Raw genomic sequence first — 17,123 nt, 5'->3', positions numbered from 1 at the left:
GCTGCAAACGAGCTCTGAATATGCGATCTCGGTGGAACGCCAAGTAGGCCGCCCGCCACTGCGTAAAGGTCCCGCTCTGAGCATTTTCGCCGACAGAGCATGAATACATGCTTAACCGGGGAACCGGGGTGCCTCCGGCGGCCCGGCAGGGGCCTCAAGACAGAAGAGAAAGCAGTCAAACCGATTCAATCAACTGCCTCACACACCGATATTCGGACGCCCCCGCATGCATTCGGCTGCTCCCTCTCGGCGAGCGCGCTTCACCCCTACAGCCAGTTGCCCATCAGTACGTATGGCGCCCAATAATGGGGATGGCTAAGGTCCTCGTAGCCAGCCTGCCCTTTGATGCGACCACTAAGCAATCCCAGTTGGGCCCATCTGAGCGCCGCGGACTTGCTCATTTTTCGCTTCTCTCCGCGTTGCCTGTAGAAATCCACCATGAGCGGTGCTGCGCCCACATCGGCTACAGGCCACAGAGTGGCCAGCACTGACTTTGCGCCGGCCGAGCGAAACACCCCCCCCAACGACCCGACCCCCCCATTACTCCTTCCCGTATCGCATGCTGAGAGTACGACCAAATCGTACTTGCCCATACTAGGTCTCCATGCTTCGATTGTGTGGATCGAGACTTTGCTGCGATCCCCCATTTGTAGTTTTCCATTCTCAAGTTTGAAGTGAGTAGCGATGTGGAGGAAATTTCGTCCCGACGTCGATCGACCCATCAATTGCTTCAGAACGCCCTCAGTAAAGCTTGCATCCAGAAACCGATCTCCCGCGATCACACCGTCGTCCTCGTTGCACGCTGCTTCGGCGTGACCGCGAACAATGCCGCAAACTTCTCGCTGCACGCCGGCCAGCGGCAGATTGTCAAATTCGGGATCCCCCTGCGACGCTCCTAAGGCTACCCCTTCCCAGGAGTCTCTGGGTTCCGTTTCCAGTCCCTCCAGCCTGGCCGTCCCGTCAGCGGTCAGTACTGTCACAGCGTAGCGCTCGATCAAATGTTTGCCATCCGCCTGGATGAGCGCGGCGAAAGGTACATCGCTTAATACTCCGAATGGCAGAATTGCCCACTGTTCGACATCCTTGGCTCCCTTGAGTTGCTCTTCCGCCGGCTGGATCAGATGCTCATACAGTAATCGAGCTGGCCGTTTGTAGTCGCCCTTCGCGGTTTGCAGGGCCACGCGAAGATCGTTGACCCACTCGCCTAATTGGGCCTCGGAAACTTCGCGCATCAACGGCACCGCGCCTTGGTCGGTGGTTACGATAATCGTCAGGCCTCGCTCGCTCGGCAAAAGCAAGAGACCGGCTGTGCGCAAGCCCCCGTCAGCACGCAATTTAAGTTCGTCTAGCTTCATCGACAAGGCTGTTCGGGCGTTCTCGAAGGCTTGCTGTCGACGAGCGTTCGCCTGTTGACTTGCCTGCGTGAACCGCCGGTTCGCGTCCTCGAGAACGTTTTGAGTCCGGTCTTCCAACTGAAGTCGCTGGTTGTCGAGCACCTGAACTTCCGGGGACGTCATCTGCAATTCGCCTCTCGTCACTCGCTCGTGAATAAGCAAGCGGCGTCCGTCTAATTCGCGCCACTGTTTGGCGATTCCGGCGAGATCGCGATTCAAAGCCTGCTCCTCAGCAGTCCACCCTAAGGCTTCGGCCTTGACTTCGCCGGTGGAACCATTACGCCGCAAGAATGCATTGAATTCTGACTCCTTGAGCAGCAACAAGACTTGCTCGGCTTCCGCCAATCGGCCGCGCTGGATGAGAAGTTGGACGAGATCGTGATAGGGATGCTCGACCTTCGTGGTAAGTGACTGCCGTAGCGACGCATCTAAGCCGCGGGCGCCAATGCGCATGCGCTGCCGGGCATTGATTGAAAGCTTGTAGTAGTAGATCGCTTCGTCCGGTGAAGCGGTACCGTTGTGCTGAGCCAGAAATGCACCCAGATTAGCTGAGTAGATCGCTAGATCCTGAATACCGCCGTGAACTTGTGCTTGATCGGTCGTATTCGTAGGAGAAAGAATACGCACTGCACGCCGGAACAAGGGGAGTGCCTCATCGTAACGGCCCATGGATTTATACAACTCAGCTAAGTTGTTGAGCGCGGCAGCCGTTTCTGGATGCTCCGCGCCCAATGCCTTTTCATCGATTGCCAAGGCACGCGCGTACAACGGCAACGCCTTGTCATAGCGCCCCAGGGAGTCGTACAGAGCGGCCAAGTTGTTGATGCTAAACGCCGTGTCCGGATGCTCGGCGCCAAGCGCCTGCTCGCGAATCGATAGCGCACGCGAGTACAGGGGCAGGGCCTCATCTTTGCGTCCGATAGCGGAATTCAGCGCGGCCAAGCCATTGAGACTGATGGCCACTTCCGGATGCTGCCTACCCAGCGTCTTTTCCTGGATCGCTAGCGCGCGCGTGTACAACGGCAAGGCCTTATCGTAAAGACCGAAGGTGAAATACAAGGAGGCTAGGTCGATGAGGCTCCTAGCTGTATCCGGATGCTCCGCCCCTAGCGACTGTTCTCGGATCGCCAGTGCCCGGGAATACAACGGCAAGGCTTCGTCATAGCGGCCCACGACAAGATAGAGCTTTGCTAAGTTGTCGAGACTGTAGGCGGTGTCCGGGTGTAGTGGGCCGAGCGTCTTCTGCCTGATAGCCAACGCACGCGTGTACAGCGGCAAGGCCTCGTCGTAGCGCCCCATAGATTCGTACAAGACGGCCAGATTGTTCAGGCTGTGAGCTGTGTCCGGATGCTCCGTGCCCAGCGCCTTCTCGCGGATCGCCAAAGCACGGGCGGACAGAGGCAGCGCATCGTCATAGCGCCCCATGGAAAAATACAAGCTAGCAAGGCCGGCCAAGCTTGTAGCTGTAAGAGGATGCTCTGCGCCTAGCGACTTCTCCCGGATCTGCAGCGCACGTTCATACGGCAACAAGGCTCGATCGAAGTGGCCCATCGAGCGATACAACGAGGCCAGGTTGTAAAGGCTGTTGGCCGTGCCGGGATGCTCCGGACCCAGCGCCTTTTGCTTGATTGCAAGCGCGCGTATATATAGCGGTAATGCACTCTCATAGCGACCCATGGCTTCGTAGAGTCCGGCTAGGTTGTTTAAGCTGGCGGCTACTTCCGGATGCTCGGCGCCTAGCGTCCTCTCCCTTATCGCCAGCGCTCGCGTGTACAAAGGCAACGCCTCGTCGTAGCGGCCCATCGATCTATACAGCACTCCCAAATCATTCAAGCTTAAGGCGGTTATCAAATGCTCGGCGCCCAGCGCCTTCTCCCGGATCGCCAGCGCGCGTGTCTGCAAGGGCAATGCTTGGTCATAAAGGCCGATGGAGTGGTACAGCACGGCCATGTTGTCCAGGATCGTGGCTGTGCTGAGGTGTTCGACTCCCTGTGTTTTCTCCGAAATCTTTAGCGCACGGGTGTACAGCATCACGGCTTGGTCGTAGCGCCCCATGGACCCGTAGAGTCCCGCCAGGTCGTTGAGGCTGGTAGCGGTCGTTGGATGCTCCGCGCCGAACGCGCCCTCACGGATCGCGAGAGCGCGCGTGTAAAGAGGTAACGCTTCATCGTAAAGCCCCAATAGCGCGTACACCCGCGCCGTGTTGCTTAGGGCGGTAGCTGTAGTTAGATCTTTCGATCCATTGATCGTCTCCACTTCCTGCAAGGCCGCCTGCGCTAATTGAAGTGCCTGTGCATATTGGCCTTCATCGATGAGGTGAACGATCTGCTCATTTAGTTGGTTTACATCAGGCACCGCGGCCAACGGAATCACTGCCACCATGGTTGCCAGCAATAGTCTGGCAGGCCAACTTCGCGGACTCATCGCCTGAATTCCCAATAGTCCCCCTGGCTGCCTTGAACTCTGCGCAGGCGAGGCCGCTTGCTGGGAGCCGCGTTGTGATGGATAAGCACGAACAGGTCGTTCATCACGGTGCTGTTATCTCCAAAGTAACTGTGCGACAAGCCGAACCATTCTTTAGTGATGCCGCTCGCATCGACCGAATCCATTGGTGGCATCACGCTGATGTCCTTGCCGCCGGCGCCTAGCCTGCGTTCTCCATGCAGCCAAGATGAAAGTGCGACCGGCAAGTCTTGCCGGGAGGCGTACAGCGTGTAGCGCGGCGCCGTAGTGCTCTTAAGCTCATAAATCCAGCGTTGTCGAAACTCCTCCTCCCCCACATCGGGTGAAGCCAAGACGATTTGCGGTATCTGTCCGAGCAGCCCCGTTGTTTGGCGGAATATTCAGATGTCCATCACGTGGCGCAGCATGTGGAATGGCACGCGCCATGAGGAGGCGTCCTCGCATTCGACGCTTGCGGTGCGCTGGTTCACCCGAGTGATGACGCCGACTCGAGCGTGCAGATGGCGGTCGACGAAGGAGACCTTGTCGCCGCGCTTGAAGTCTGCTCGCAGAGGCCTTGCCGGTTGGGGCTGCGGTGGCGGGGGTGCGGCTTCGATGTCCTGGCCCGGCGCTGGTGGCTCTATGGCCGCGTAGGGCAAGGTCCACTGGACGCGCGTCTCGGTCTCCTGCAGCAGCACCTGGGTGTCCTTCGTCTGCACGATGCGCGCCGTGCGCATCTGGTCGTGCTTCCAGTCGTAGAAGCGCACGACCTGTCCGAGATGCAGCAGGCGCCGGATGGCCACGATGCGCCTGGGGTCCGTGAGGAGCCGCTCCACCAGCATGCTCAGCTGGAACAACTCCAGGCTGGTCGCGTTGTCCAACGCGTCCACCAGCGTCTGGTCCTGCATCGGCGGCGTGCGGTTCACGCCGGCTTCCAGTGCATGGGCAGCAGTTCCTCCAGTCGATCCTGGCGATGAGCGTTGATGCGCTGGAGCACGTCACGCAGGTACGCGTAGGGCTCGATGCCGTTGAGCCTTGCGGTCTCCACCAGGCTGAAGACGACCGCCGCGGCCCGCCCGCCACGCTCGGAGCCCGCGAACAGCCAGTTCTTCCTCGATACTGAGACCGGTCTCATGGCGCGCTCGCTGGTGTTGTTGTCCGCTTCCAGCATCCCGTGCTCCAGGAATGTCGTTAACGCGGCCCAGTTGCTCATCGTGTAGCCGAAGGCCTGCCCGAGGGGCGACTTCGGCAGCAGCGTCGGCGCGTGATGGTCCAGCCAGCACCGCATGTCTTGGAGCAGCGGAAGCGTTCTGGCTTGCCGCTGTCTGCGTCGCTCATCGGGATCGTCGTCGCGGATCTCTTCCTCGATGCGGTAGACCTCGCCGAAGAAGCGCATGGCCTCGTGTGCCAGGCCCGGCGGTGACCCGCGCGGTGCGTCCTTGACGATCTTCGCAAAGCGCCGCCTCGCATGCACCAGGCAGGCTGCGTGCGTGACGCCCGAGCGGAAGCTCTCGGCGTAGCCCGAGAAATCATCGGCCTGCAGCAGCCCGCGCCACGCCCCGAGGATGCGCCTTGGATGCGTACCCGAGCGGTCGGTCGTGAAGTCGTACAGGGCTGCCGGCGCGATCTTCTGCCATCGGCCCTGCTCGTCTGTCAGCCAGCCGCCCGAGAGATAGACCCACAGCCTGGCGGTGATGGTCCGCCCGCGTGGCGGGCCATCGCGCGGGGCCTTCAACGCGAGCGTCGTGTCGTCGGTGAAGATCACCGGACTGGCCAGCACATGACGGTGCAGCGGCGCCATCAGGCGCTGCAGCAGCTCGGCTGCCGACAGCGCCCAGTCGCACAGCGTCTGGCGAGCGATGCGCACGCCGTGCCGCGCAAAAATGCGCTCCTGGCGGGCCAACGGGCAGTGGTCCTGGTACTTGGAGACCATCACCTGCGCGAGCAGGCCAGCGCCGGCGTTGCTCCTGGGCAGCGGCGAGGCCTGGGCCGAGGCCGTGCGAACGGTGCTCATGCCGCGCTCGTCCTCGCAGCGGTACTTCAGGCGCGCGTGCTGGATCACCACGAGCCTGGCCGGCGTGTACTCCAGCATCTCGCTGAGTTCCTCGCCGATGCGTTCCACGCGCCGGAACTGGGTCTTCTCCTGATCGCTCAGGTCGTGTTCGACGCGCTGGCGAGGAACGTCGGCATCAATGGCCGGACGGCCGCTGCGCCGTCTCTTGTGGCCGGCGACCTCGCGATGCTCATCCGGTGGCACGGGCACTTCGACCGCGTCCTGCCAGAGCTCCGGCTGCAAGGCGTCAAGGGCTTCCGTACGCGGGCCGAACACGCGGCGCTTGAACTCTGCCAGCTGGGCTGCCAGCGAGGCCATCTGCGCATCGGCCTGGGCACGCACGGCAACCAGCGCCTGCGCGAACTCCACCACCAGGTCCTTCAGTGGCTCCACTGCATCGGGCAGTGCAGCGCGGTCGATGGGGGTGGCCAGAAGCATGTGCCAATGATTGCAGCCCGCGCTCGTGCGGGCCATTCGGTGAAGTGCCGATTGCCTTGCGGCAACGCCCCCCACGCCATCAGATCACGGCGCTGGCCTCCACGCTTCTCAGGCGTCTTGTCCGGCTCAGGTCGATGCCATCGAGCCACGCGATCAATTCACTCATCGCGATGCCCGAGCCCGCCAGGCGCGAGGGGTCCGTGAAGCGGCCCGCCTCGAGACGTTTGTAGAGGACCCAAAATCCGTGGCGGTCCCATACGAGCAACTTCGCTCGGTCGCGGCGTCGGCCGATGAAGACGAAGACCTGACCCGACAGCGGGTTCATGCCCATCGCAGCCGCCACGATCTGCGACAGGCCGTCGATCGACTTCCTCATGTCCACCACCTCACTGCAGACGTAGGCCCGGATTGCCGACGACAGGATCACCCCAGCCTCGCCATCACGCGCTCGAGCACTCGATCGGCGGCCTTGCCCTTCAGGTGCAAGGTCATGCCACCCAACGAGATCTCCAGCGACTCAGCTTCCTGCGCGACCATCGCCGCCGCCTTGGGCGCTGCCGGTGTGTTCAGGGCAACGAAGGAGATCGGCTGCTTCGCCGTTGCAGGCGCTGTCGTCACAGCAACATTGCTTCCGCGGCGCCGACCGCTGACCCGATGGCGATAGGTCGACAGCGCAAGCTCATGCGCCTCGCAGTACTGCGGCACGCTCATGCCGGATTCGACGCGTTGCCTCTCGTGGTCGCGCCAGAACGCGTCGCCGCGCTCCACCATCGTCTTGCCAGTGCGCCAGTCCACGCGATGCTTCGCTGGCCGCACAACCTCATCCTTCTCCAGTTCCATCGTCAACATCCTTCCGTTCACAGACGTCGACCTTCCTCCATCAACTATTCATTCGCAAGAACGGGGACGCTCGGACATTTACGATTTGCGCGAAAGCTGCATCGGCGCCAGGGCGCAGTTTCAACAACTCGCTCATTCCTTGAGTGAAGACCCGGTTACCCATGCTGTGCGCTACTACATTGACTTTCACATTGGGGGCGAGGCGGCTTAGTTCGTCAAGCACTCGCGCCGTCTGGCGCCACGCCGTCAATGCTTTCTGCTCGTCTCGCACGTAGGCCAAAGGGTCCCCATCCGACGGCCAACTGAACAGAACCACGGGGCCGGGGAAGGCAAGGTCATAGGCCAACTGGCCCGCGCGCTTGGCGGCCTCTTGAAAGCTGTTGTTGTAGCCATGTACAAACAGCAATACACCAGTGTTTCCAAAAGGTCCGGCTTGACGAGCGAGTTCAATGCGCCATTCGTCTATTTGCATGCTCCGATAGGTTTCGCCCAGCGTCACGTGGTGTTCGGGATTGGCGCGCCACTCCAGCCGTAGCAGCGAGGGAGATTCGAGATTGGCCATGCGATGGTCGGCGGGGATGGACACTTGGATCGCACCGAAGTGAATATCAGAGTCGGCTACTGAGCCAAAGGCTTGGGCAGCCTGCGTTTCCCCGGTGGGTTGGCGATTGGTGGCGTAGTAAAGTTGGATCCAGTCGTGGCGTTGGGCGCTACTAGGAGTGCCCGCAGGTGCCTGACGAGGCGGTGCGGCTTGCGCTGCCGCGCGCTGAGCCACGGCATTGAGCTGCGGCTGCTCAGTCGGTCCGCGGCCACTCTCTTTGCCAATATTGGCCAGTTCCTCTGCGTTGACGGTTAGCTCAAGCAGCGCAGTGGGCTCGTGGCCGCACAGTTGGTCGTCGAAGAGGGCGACTTGGACCTGGTCGAGTTCTAGATGAGGCCATAGCTTCTGGCGCACTGCTCGCCCGGCCAATGAAAGCAGCATGTCACCCGGGGGAGGACCGTCTACTTGCAATTTCAGCTGTCGGGTCTGAAGGAATTCCCGTCCTGGGTCGAAGGACGCCCCCCTGATGCACAACTGAAACGTCTCGGCTTGGGCAAAGCCGGCGCTCTGGAGGCACAGGCTGGTCACCAAGCCGCCAATAAAGTATCGAGCTCGCATGCTTGCTCTCCTTGCGCGGCACCGCATTTTGTGGTCCGTGCCCTCTCGGTTGAGAATGCGTTGGGGCAAGCCCGCTGTAACAGTGGCCTTGTTCCTTCGCGGCTTGGCAGATTTTGTCGTCAGCCCTGGACGAAAGCTATCTGGTACCTCACCAATCCAAGGCAGATGCACTTGGTTTGCGTCGATAACTCGGTAGTAAAAGAAGGCATTGCCCAGAACCACTTGTGCCGTTAATCGCTCGATCAGCAGCGCACTCGCCGGCCAGCGTGCCGCGATCGTGCTGAGCCTGGTCCAGGCGGGCAAGCTCCATGGGAACGACCCGTGGGCCTACCTCAACTATGTCCTGACCAGGTGTCACCTTCCGGCGTAGTGGAGCCACCTGTTTTCGGCATATTGGAGCCGGCTGCAACAAGGTCGAAGGACACCATCGAAGGTCTCAAGCTTGAGCGGTTTTGGCCTCACTGGCAAGACGCTGGCGGATGACCGCCTGCAGTTGACGCGGGGCCCGGTAGCTGTTGCCGTCGAGCACCAGGCAATAGGCGTTGTGGCGCATGCGATCGAGCGTCGCGCCGTGTCTGTCCGGTCTTCCCCGTCGCTTGACGGCGGAGAAGCGGGCATGACAGTCAGATGTCGATGACCCGTCGCAAGTGTCCGTAGGACACGCTCCAGGAGGCCTCGCCCGTGTCGATGGTGGCGGTCTTGGGGTTGCTGCGGGTGATGACGCCAACGTGCGTCTGCAGATGGCGGTCGGTGAAGGAGACCTTGTCGCCGCGCGCGAAGTCAGCGCGCGTGGGTCTAGGGGCAGCAGGAGGCGTGGGCGATGTCGGCGGCGTTGCCGGGCCCGGTTGCGGTGCGGACTGCGGCGGCTCGATCGCTGCGTAGGGCAACTTCCACTGCACGCGCTGCTGCTGGGCGAGGCGTTCGGCTATGCCCTGAGCAACTGGGCGGCGCTGAACACCTTCATCGAGCACGGCATCCTGGAGGCGGACAACAACATCAGCGAGCGTGCAATGAAGCCAGTTGCCCTGTCGAGGAATAATGCGAACTGCGGTCTTATGCGAACTCGCACCGAGGCCGAGCGAGTCTTCCCTCGGCGCAAGGCCTCGACTGCGTCGCTGGCGCTTCGCATGATCACAGCGACTTCAGGAACTGCATCAGTCCCTTTGGCGGCCGATAGCGAGCCGACTTGACCGCGGGCGGCTTCAGCCGAGTGAGAGTTCGCTCCTTCATCGCGAGGTCGGCTTCGACGTACATGTGGGTCGTTGATGGGCTCTCGTGTCCGAGCCACAGCGCGATGTCGGTGGCATGTGTGCCCGCCTGCAGCAGACTCATCGCGGTCGAGTGGCGAACGATGTGAGGAGATACCGCGAGCTTGTGGAGTTCAGGGTGCGTGGTCGCGGCCGCCGCGACGGCGCGCTGGAGCCGCTGCGTGACGTTGGCCCGCGTCATCGGTTCGCCGTCACGCCGCGGCAGCAGTGCTGAGCTTGCCTCCAGTTGTGGATTCAAACGCAACCAGTCACGCACCTCGCGTGCGGTTGCTTTCCACAACGGCAGCGAGCGTTGCTTGCGGCCCTTGCCGTGCAGTCGGACGCATGACGTTGAGCCGATGACCACGTCTGCCACCCTTACGCCGATGATCTCTGACACTCTGGCGCCGGTGTTGAACATCAGCGTGAGCAGAAGGTGATCGCGTTGACCCAGCCAAGTTGCGGTTGGAACGTCGATCACCGCCAGCATCTGATCGCGGGTCAGGAAGCCCACCATCTTGCGATCGAAGCGTTTCATGGGCACCGCCAGAGCCTGCTCGATGATGCTCAGGTTGGCGATGTCGCGCCGGGCGGCGAACTTGAGGAACGAACGCAGTGCCGCCAAGCGGATGTTGCGGCTGCGCGGCGAGTTGCCCCGGTCGCGCTCCAAGTGGTCCAAGAAGTTGGCGATGAACTTCGGCTGGAGATCCGACACCTCCATAGCAGAGGCCGGCTTGCCCAGGGTCTGCTCGGCAAATCGCAGCAGCAGCACGAAGCTGTCACGGTAGGAGGCGACAGTCTCAGGGCTGAGCGAGCGCTGCCGCGTCATGTAGTCCGTGAAGAACTCCTGCACCAGCGACGCGAAGCTGGGCGAGAGTGGCTTATTCACGACACGCCCCCTCCAGCACGAAGCACTCGAACCGCGCGCCAACCCACTCCATCAGCTCTGGCGTGCCGCTGAGGTACCAATACGTGTCCGAGATCTTGGCGTGGCCCATGTAGGTGCATAGCCAGAACATCGCGTGGTCGATCGACGCGCCATATTCATGCCAGAGTTGAACGCGCCGGACCACCATTGTGTGGCGCAGGTCATGGATGCGCGGCCGGGCATGCTCGCCGCGAGCACGCCACCCCAATTGATCGCGCAGCCGGGCGAATACGTGGTGCACCGTGCGCAACGGCAGCGCGCGGCCTGTCGGGATGGCGAAGACGGGCGAGGCGCCCGCGCAGTCGACGAACCGGAGGCGTGCACAGAGGTAGGCGGACAAGGCCTGCACGACAGTGGCGTGCAGGGGCAAGCAGCGCGATTTGTGGAACTTCGTCTGGCGCACCGTGAGCGTCGCGCCGGCCAAGTCGACGTCCGCGACCTGCAACTTCAAGGCTTCGGAGATTCGGAGGCCAGTGGCGGCAATGAGCCCGAACAACGTCTTGTAGGTCAACGGCCGCAAGCCGCCTTGCGGCGTCATTCTGCCGGCCATCTCCAGTAGATCAGCGATCTCCTGGTCGGTGTAGATATGAGGGGCGAGCCGTCGATGGCCTCGGCCTAGGATGAACGGCGGCGGCACCTCGGTGGCGGGCTCGAATTGCCGGTAGTGGGCCGCGAAGGGTCGGAGGATCTCAAGCCTGCGCGCTGCCGTGAAGGGGCCGGTTCGCGCAACATGTTCGCGGGCCCAGTCCAGTTGCAGCTCGAGAGTCAGCGGCCCTCGGAGTCCTCTGGTGTCTGCAAAGCGCGCGAATCGCATCAACTCTGTGCTCGGGCTCTTCATCGCGAAGCCCAGCCGTCGGCGTTCCTCAAGATAACGCTGCACGGCGGCCTGCATCGTGTGGCTGCGGTTCATGTCATGCTCCCCGGCCAAGGCATCGCCACGGCGGCCAGCCGGCCGATGTCAACCTTGGCGTAGATCATCGAGGTGTCGAGTGAACGGTGACGCAGCATATCGGCCACTTCTTTGAGCGTGCCGCCGGTCTCCAGCAGCCGGCGCGCCAGCGTATGGCGCAGGATGTGCACGCGCGTATACGGCAGCCCGCAGCGCAGATATGCCTTCCGCACCGTGTTGCGAACCACGTCCGGCCGGATCGGCTCGTCCAGCGGCGCCACGTGACGAACGAAGACGCGCCGGTTGACGGTGGTTGGCCGCTCCGAGCGAAGGTACGCGGCAATGGCACGCCCCGTGGTCTGCGGCATCACGTCCACGCGGCGCGACTTGCCCTTGCCAATGCGCAGCGTGCCGGCCTCCCAGTCAATATCGTCGAGTTCCAGACTGACGACTTCGCGCTCGCGCAGGCCGAGATCTATCAGGCAGCGCACCATGGCGTAGCCACGCAAGTGCGACGGTAGCTCCGGCGGGAAGGCGTCCAGCAGCCGCTCGACCTCGCCCGGGGAGAGCGTTTGCGGCAGCGGCGCCAGCCTCCAATTGGCTGGCGTAGCGATGATGGGTAGCAGGTGACTTACACGAGCGCCGCTGAGCGCCAAGAAGCGTAGGTAGCCGCGCAGCGCGCCCGCAAGCGAGCCAGCGCTGGCCGGACTGATGCGCGAGAGTTCCTGCGCGATGAATCGCCTCAGTTCATCGGCGCTTGGCGTGGCCATCGCGTCCGCGTCGGAGTCGCCGGCCATGCAGAATTGCAGCAGGGATCGAACGGCGCTCAGCCGTCGAATCCGCGTGGTCTCAGCCAGGCCCCTTGCCTGCTGCATGTGGGCATCGAAGCGAGCAAGCTGATCTTCAATCGCGTCGCGTCGGCGATTGCTGATCAGAACGCCGACATCGACCAGAGCAACCAGCAACTGGTAAAGCGCAGCTCGGACCTGATGACGGCAGCGCTGAACCGGCGATGGGCAGGTGCAGCGCGGCAGGTGTTCGTCAACGAAACGCTTAACGATCTCATTGTCAAGGTCCCGGACATCAAGGCGGCAGTGACGCGCCCAGTGCGCAAAATGCGCCACGCCGTACACGTACGCCCGCACCGTGCCGGCTGCGTAGTGCCGGTCGACCAACCGATGCACGTAAGCAGATACGAATGGCGCGAGATCGCTGTCGCGAAGCCAAGCGGCCGGCAGTGGATGAATGGACTCGAACGCAAACATGGAGGTCTCCTGAAGTGGGGTTGCCACAGCAGGAGACGCCCGCTCTTATGAGAAGTCCAGACCTCGCTCACAGCGCCGCGAGCCTTGCCACGCCTCGTTGTGCGCAAGATGAACGACGACGAGTTCGCATAAGACCGCAGTTCGCATTATTCCTCTCATGCATAAATGATCATGAGAGGAAGAACTGGCTCTTCGCGGGCTCCGAGCGCGGCGGGCGCGCGGCGGCCGTCGCCTTTAGCCTCATCGAGACGGCACGGCTCAACGGCGTGGAGCCCTACGCGTACCTGCGCGACGTGCTCCAGCGCATCAACGGCCATCGCCAGGATCGACTGGAGGAGTTGCTGCCGATGAACTGGAGGCCGGCATGAATGCACGCACACCGCCGATGCAGGACGCCACGCTGATCGACGCGCTGAACCAGGCGACGAGCCTCGAGTTGTACCAACTCAGCGCGCTCGTGGAGCGACTGATGACGGACCCGCGGCGCATCGTGGCCGTGCGCCGTGATCTGCACCTCGGACAGGTCGTGCGTTTCTACGATGGCCGCCGTGACACGATGCGCGAGGGGCGCATCATCGAGATGCGCGATGCGCAGGTGACGTTGCATGACACGCAGCAGCGCGTGCAGTGGAAGTTGCCCTACGCAGCGATCGAGCCGCCGCAGTCCGCACCGCAACCGGGCCCCGCAACACCGCCGGCGCAACCCACGCCTCCTGCTGCCCCGAGACCCACACGCGCTGACTTCGCGCGCGGCGACAAGGTCTCCTTCACCGATCGTCATTTGCAGACGCACGTCGGCGTCATCACCCGCAGCAACCCCAAGACCGCCACCATCGACACGGGAGAGGCCTCCTGGAGCGTGTCCTACGGACACCTGCGGCGGGTCATCGACATCTGACTGTCACGCCGCTTCTCCGTCGTCAAGCGACGGGGAAGACCGGACAGACACGGCCGGCCTTGCGTTGCTTGCGCTCCCACTCCGCGGCCTCGTCGTCTAGGCGCTGGCGCCAAGTCATGAACTGCCGGTCGGCGCTCACCCATTCGCGCAGCCGTGCCCAGTGGGCGATCAACGCTTCGTGCGCGACTTCGACGGTTGGCGATTGACTGCCAACATTGGCCGAGTTGACCAGCAACCGCGCCTGCGCCAGTTGCTCAACCAGCTTGGTCGTTGGCGCGTCGAAGTCCTCCAGCAACGCTCGGCGCCGCGTGTCCAGTTCGCCTTCCCCGGGGCGCACGAGCCGCAGCACGATCGAGCGGATGCGTCGCTCGGCCTGGGGGTCGCTCCGCGTCAGATCGTCGTAGAGCGCGTCGGCGCGCTTCGCAATGGCGCCTTCGAGCTGCCCGATGGCGTCGTAGGCCGTGCAGTGCATCACGCGACCCTGGCGCTGCTCCCACAGCTCGCGCAGCACGAACTCCAGCAGCGGCAGGTGGCCCGGCTCGCCCACCGCGTGCTCGAGGATCAGCTCCACCAAGTTCGTCTCGAACTCGAGCCCAGCTCGCTTGGCCGGCTCGACGATGGCGCAGCGCAGTTCTTCCTCCGTCATCGGCCCGAGGTTGACCTGGGCGCCCTGCAGCCGGTCCGAGAGTTCGCGCTGGCTGGTCACCGCGCGGCCGAAGTAGTCGCCGCGCAGCGTCAGCACCACATTCAGCGCCGAGGTCTGCGTGGCTTCCAGCAGGTTGTCGATGAAGCACTGGCGTTGCTCAGCGTTCTCGGTCAGCGTGAAGAGCTCTTCCCACTGGTCCACCACCAGCAGCAGGCGCTGCGTGCCCGGCTGCAAGGCCAGCACGCGCTGGACCACGTCACGCAGCCGGGTGCTACCGGTCTGGATCTGGTCAGCCAGACGCTGGATCTCGCCCAATCGCGCGACTTCGCTCATCCCGGGCTCAAGCAGGGGCAGCAGAGCGGCCGACAGGTTGTACAACGGCCGATCGTTGGGAACCAGCGTGACGATCTCCCAGGCGTACTCGCGTCGTCCGCGAAGCGCCGGCACCAGCCCGGCGCGCACCACCGACGACTTGCCACTGCCGGACGCACCTACGACGGCGACTAGCCTATGGCGGCCCACCGCCTCGACCAACTGGGTGGTGGCCGCCTCACGTCCGAAGAAGCAGGCTGCGTCCTCCTCGCGGAAGTAGTTCAGGCCACGGTAAGGGCAGACGAGTGCCATCGACTGGGCAACGGCCTCCTGTAGTTCCGGCCCCGGAGGCTCCCCGCAGATGGCCTTGGCCAGGATCGCAAGACGCCGCGCATCGTCGGCGCGCTCGCGCAGATCGACCCAGGTGTTCTGGCGCAGGAAGCCCAGCGGTGCCTCGGCACCTGGGAGCAGCACCGGGATGACGGGAAAGACCTTGCCGTCGCGGCCGTCCCTTACTTGGCGGTCCAGCGCCGCATCAGCCTCGCGTTGCTGCCAGGCTGCCAGGATCCCATCTCGCTCCCGGTGCAGATGGCCACCGCGCGGCAGTAGGACAAGGTGTCCTCCAGGGAGCGCACCCAGCTCGTGCCCGGCGTCAGGTACCAACGATCAAGGAAGACATGCAGCCCCGCGCCGCGCAGACGCTGTGCCAACGCCTCCACCGCCGCATGGTCGCGCCAGTGGTAGCTGAGGAATACGTCGAAATTCTCCATCGCCTCCTCGCGAAGTCGGCGTGGCTTATGCCCGCATTGATATTGGGCAGCGAGCTTATCGGGCAAGGTGCCGCAAGGCTAGACGAGTATTCGCACCCTTCGCCTGACCTCCACGAGGTTGGTGATGTGCGCTCAAACACGGTCACCGTGGGCAGGATCGCCGCCGTGTCCCTGCCCGGGGTGAACGTCCTTTCCGTGCGGATTGTCACGGTCAGGGCAAAAGTACCGTTATGGATCAGCGACTTGCGTAAAGCGGTTCTCGCGCAAGACATCCGAATGCAAGTTGCTGATTTCAGGGCGTTTTCACCCGCCCCCCGTGACAAAGCGCACGGAAGGGACGATCACCCCTTAAAAGCAACCACAAGACGCCAAGCAAAAAGCGCAGGTCGTCACACCGAGGCTTCCCCACGCCGGTGTCCACGCGGTGCCAGCGTGCACCCGTGGCGGCACTCCGGCTTGCCACACTCGGCAACCAACTCGGCCCTGGCCTGTTCGTCACATACGGAGCGCCCGTCGCGCTTGCGGCCGGTTAACAGCCGAGCTGCCAATCTTCAAGATTTGACATCATGTTTCCACGTTTATCTACGTGGGAACGTAGGCTGTCAACTCAGGACCCGAGATTCAAGGACGCAGTTTGTCGACTCGAATAGCCGGTCGCGTATGACTTATTGGGGCTGGAACGTACAAAAATATCTGTATTCGACATGACCCAGCCAATCTTTTTTGCTCTCCTCGCGGGATGACAATTGAATAATTACTCTGTTTGGATAGCGCGCGAGCGCTTGTGACCTCAGCGCTTGGCAAAGCTCACCTTGATTGTGGCCACCGCCGAGCCAATCTGAACTCAGCTCAAAAGGTGGGGACGTCGACGGCGGTTGCGGAGGAATTGGGTTCGCACAGCTCAAAGTGCTCACGTATTGAGCGACACTCGCCCTGCGATTAAGATCACTTATCAGCCCAACATGGATAAGCGCAGTTAGTCGATCCTTAATCTGATCGCAGCCCGCTAGCTTCATTGCATCAAGTATTCGTTCTTCTTCGGCCTTTTGGCTGGCAAGTTGGCGCTCTTGCGACAGTTTATTCCGTTCGATATCTTGTTGATTTGCCGACGTGGTGCGCGTCGAATAGATGTTTGCGATAGCCGTGAGCAGGCCTCCTACAACTGCAATCACAAGGGGATTGGTCAGACGTGAGCGCTTTGCTTCCGCTTCTTTGAAGTCTTGTTCCCGCTCGCGCAAACTGTAATCTCGCTTTTCTGTTTCCCGGCTTGCCTCCCACTTCTCACGATCGAAGGCCAATGCGCTCGCAGCAGAGGCGCATTCGGAATCTTCTTTGCGGTCGTTACTTGTTGGCATCTTGCGAGAATGCAAAGCGTGTGGGCACAGGATATCCAAAACGGCGAGGCCGGTCGATGGTTTGCAGACGAGCTCCGGCCTCGAGTCGCGCGCTGCCCATGGATCGTCCCGGATGGCGCCAACCAGCGTAGACCAGCAGCTGCAGGATTCGACAGGGCGTCGAGTTCCAGGCTGCTGATGGTGTTGTAGTCAGCTAACGGCTTGAGCCAGGTCCTGCATGCCGACGACACAACCGTCCACCAGCTCGCCCCCACAGGCGCGATCGTGAAGCATGACGCGAAGATGTTCGAGAAGCCGCCCATCTTCCGGCCGAAGTGTCGTACATCCGGGGCGTGCGCACCGTCAAGGGGTGAATTGACGGTGGAACAGTTCGCAACGATGCAGGCGAAGCAGGCGAAGCAGGCGAAGCAGGGTCGCTCACTCTGATCGCGCAGCAACAACTCTGAATGCGGCGCGCCGCAGCTCTGGGTTTTCTGAGGGCAAAGGT

At 62.4% G+C, this 17,123-nt stretch carries 17 protein-coding genes and 1 pseudogene; 4 read left to right on the top strand and 14 right to left on the bottom strand.

Annotation, left to right across the window (positions count from 1 at the left end; genetic code table 11):
• Positions 1–266 precede the first annotated feature (266 nt).
• From HB681_RS20440 to HB681_RS20410, 7 genes are all read right to left on the bottom strand, one after another.
• Positions 267–3,776, bottom strand: a complete 3,510-nt coding sequence (locus HB681_RS20440; RefSeq protein ID WP_213956704.1) for a tetratricopeptide repeat protein — start codon at positions 3,774–3,776, stop codon at positions 267–269.
• Between the two features lie 38 nt (positions 3,777–3,814).
• Complete coding sequence (locus HB681_RS20435; RefSeq protein ID WP_345944714.1) at positions 3,815–4,204, bottom strand: alpha/beta hydrolase; 390 nt, start codon at positions 4,202–4,204, stop codon at positions 3,815–3,817.
• A 33-nt stretch (positions 4,205–4,237) separates the two neighbouring features.
• Positions 4,238–4,762: a hypothetical protein gene (locus tag HB681_RS20430; RefSeq protein WP_345944708.1), complete on the bottom strand. Its 525-nt coding sequence runs from the start codon at positions 4,760–4,762 to the stop codon at positions 4,238–4,240.
• The gene (locus tag HB681_RS20425; protein WP_213956702.1) at positions 4,759–6,327 is read right to left on the bottom strand and encodes an IS66 family transposase; all 1,569 of its coding nucleotides are present in this window, start codon (positions 6,325–6,327) and stop codon (positions 4,759–4,761) included. Before HB681_RS20425 ends, HB681_RS20430 begins: the two co-directional genes overlap by 4 nt.
• Before the next feature lie 79 nt (positions 6,328–6,406).
• Complete coding sequence (gene tnpB, locus HB681_RS20420; RefSeq protein WP_345944707.1) at positions 6,407–6,754, bottom strand: IS66 family insertion sequence element accessory protein TnpB; 348 nt, start codon at positions 6,752–6,754, stop codon at positions 6,407–6,409.
• A complete protein-coding gene (locus tag HB681_RS20415) occupies positions 6,751–7,167 on the bottom strand; it encodes a hypothetical protein (protein ID WP_213956700.1) in 417 nt (138 codons plus the stop codon). The genes tnpB and HB681_RS20415 overlap by 4 nt, the downstream gene beginning before the upstream one ends.
• Before the next feature lie 40 nt (positions 7,168–7,207).
• Positions 7,208–8,326, bottom strand: a complete 1,119-nt coding sequence (locus HB681_RS20410; RefSeq protein WP_213956699.1) for an alpha/beta hydrolase — start codon at positions 8,324–8,326, stop codon at positions 7,208–7,210.
• 208 nt (positions 8,327–8,534) lie between these two features.
• Between HB681_RS20410 and HB681_RS38775 the strand changes: the two genes are divergently transcribed.
• Positions 8,535–8,696: a hypothetical protein gene (locus HB681_RS38775; RefSeq protein ID WP_213956698.1), complete on the top strand. Its 162-nt coding sequence runs from the start codon at positions 8,535–8,537 to the stop codon at positions 8,694–8,696.
• Between the two features lie 253 nt (positions 8,697–8,949).
• Here the strand turns inward: HB681_RS38775 and HB681_RS38190 are convergent, their stop codons facing one another.
• The 4 genes from HB681_RS38190 to HB681_RS20380 form a co-directional block, all read right to left on the bottom strand.
• Entirely contained in the window at positions 8,950–9,225 is a 276-nt protein-coding gene (locus tag HB681_RS38190) for a hypothetical protein (RefSeq protein ID WP_256354634.1), read from the bottom strand.
• A gap of 232 nt (positions 9,226–9,457) precedes the next feature.
• Positions 9,458–10,462, bottom strand: a complete 1,005-nt coding sequence (locus HB681_RS20390) for a tyrosine-type recombinase/integrase (RefSeq protein WP_213956696.1) — start codon at positions 10,460–10,462, stop codon at positions 9,458–9,460.
• A complete protein-coding gene (locus tag HB681_RS20385) occupies positions 10,455–11,411 on the bottom strand; it encodes a tyrosine-type recombinase/integrase (RefSeq protein WP_213956695.1) in 957 nt (318 codons plus the stop codon). Before HB681_RS20385 ends, HB681_RS20390 begins: the two co-directional genes overlap by 8 nt.
• Positions 11,408–12,655, bottom strand: coding sequence for a tyrosine-type recombinase/integrase (locus HB681_RS20380; RefSeq protein ID WP_213956694.1), 1,248 nt, complete (start codon positions 12,653–12,655; stop codon positions 11,408–11,410). Before HB681_RS20380 ends, HB681_RS20385 begins: the two co-directional genes overlap by 4 nt.
• 176 nt (positions 12,656–12,831) lie before the next feature.
• Here HB681_RS20380 and HB681_RS38185 point away from each other — a divergent pair.
• Both HB681_RS38185 and HB681_RS20370 read left to right on the top strand, forming a co-directional pair.
• Positions 12,832–13,023, top strand: a pseudogene (locus tag HB681_RS38185) (transposase domain-containing protein); the annotation flags it as partial.
• Positions 13,020–13,553: a hypothetical protein gene (locus HB681_RS20370; protein ID WP_256354632.1), complete on the top strand. Its 534-nt coding sequence runs from the start codon at positions 13,020–13,022 to the stop codon at positions 13,551–13,553. The pseudogene HB681_RS38185 and the gene HB681_RS20370, both read left to right, overlap by 4 nt.
• 22 nt (positions 13,554–13,575) lie before the next feature.
• Here HB681_RS20370 and HB681_RS20365 read toward each other — a convergent pair whose 3' ends face one another.
• From HB681_RS20365 to HB681_RS20355, 3 genes are all read right to left on the bottom strand, one after another.
• Complete coding sequence (locus tag HB681_RS20365; protein WP_213956692.1) at positions 13,576–14,985, bottom strand: ATP-binding protein; 1,410 nt, start codon at positions 14,983–14,985, stop codon at positions 13,576–13,578.
• 38 nt (positions 14,986–15,023) lie between these two features.
• Positions 15,024–15,281, bottom strand: coding sequence for a toll/interleukin-1 receptor domain-containing protein (locus HB681_RS20360; RefSeq protein WP_213956691.1), 258 nt, complete (start codon positions 15,279–15,281; stop codon positions 15,024–15,026).
• Between the two features lie 665 nt (positions 15,282–15,946).
• Positions 15,947–16,636, bottom strand: coding sequence for a hypothetical protein (locus HB681_RS20355; protein ID WP_213956690.1), 690 nt, complete (start codon positions 16,634–16,636; stop codon positions 15,947–15,949).
• Positions 16,637–16,837: 201 nt separating this feature from the next.
• Between HB681_RS20355 and HB681_RS20350 the strand changes: the two genes are divergently transcribed.
• A complete protein-coding gene (locus HB681_RS20350) occupies positions 16,838–17,062 on the top strand; it encodes a hypothetical protein (RefSeq protein ID WP_213956689.1) in 225 nt (74 codons plus the stop codon).
• Positions 17,063–17,123: the final 61 nt, after the last annotated feature.

This window comes from Variovorax sp. dw_954, assembly GCF_018449755.1.
Classification (GTDB): domain Bacteria; phylum Pseudomonadota; class Gammaproteobacteria; order Burkholderiales; family Burkholderiaceae_C; genus Variovorax.
Note: the sequence above shows the minus strand (reverse complement) of the source record. Positions and strands in the feature narration are given on the sequence as shown.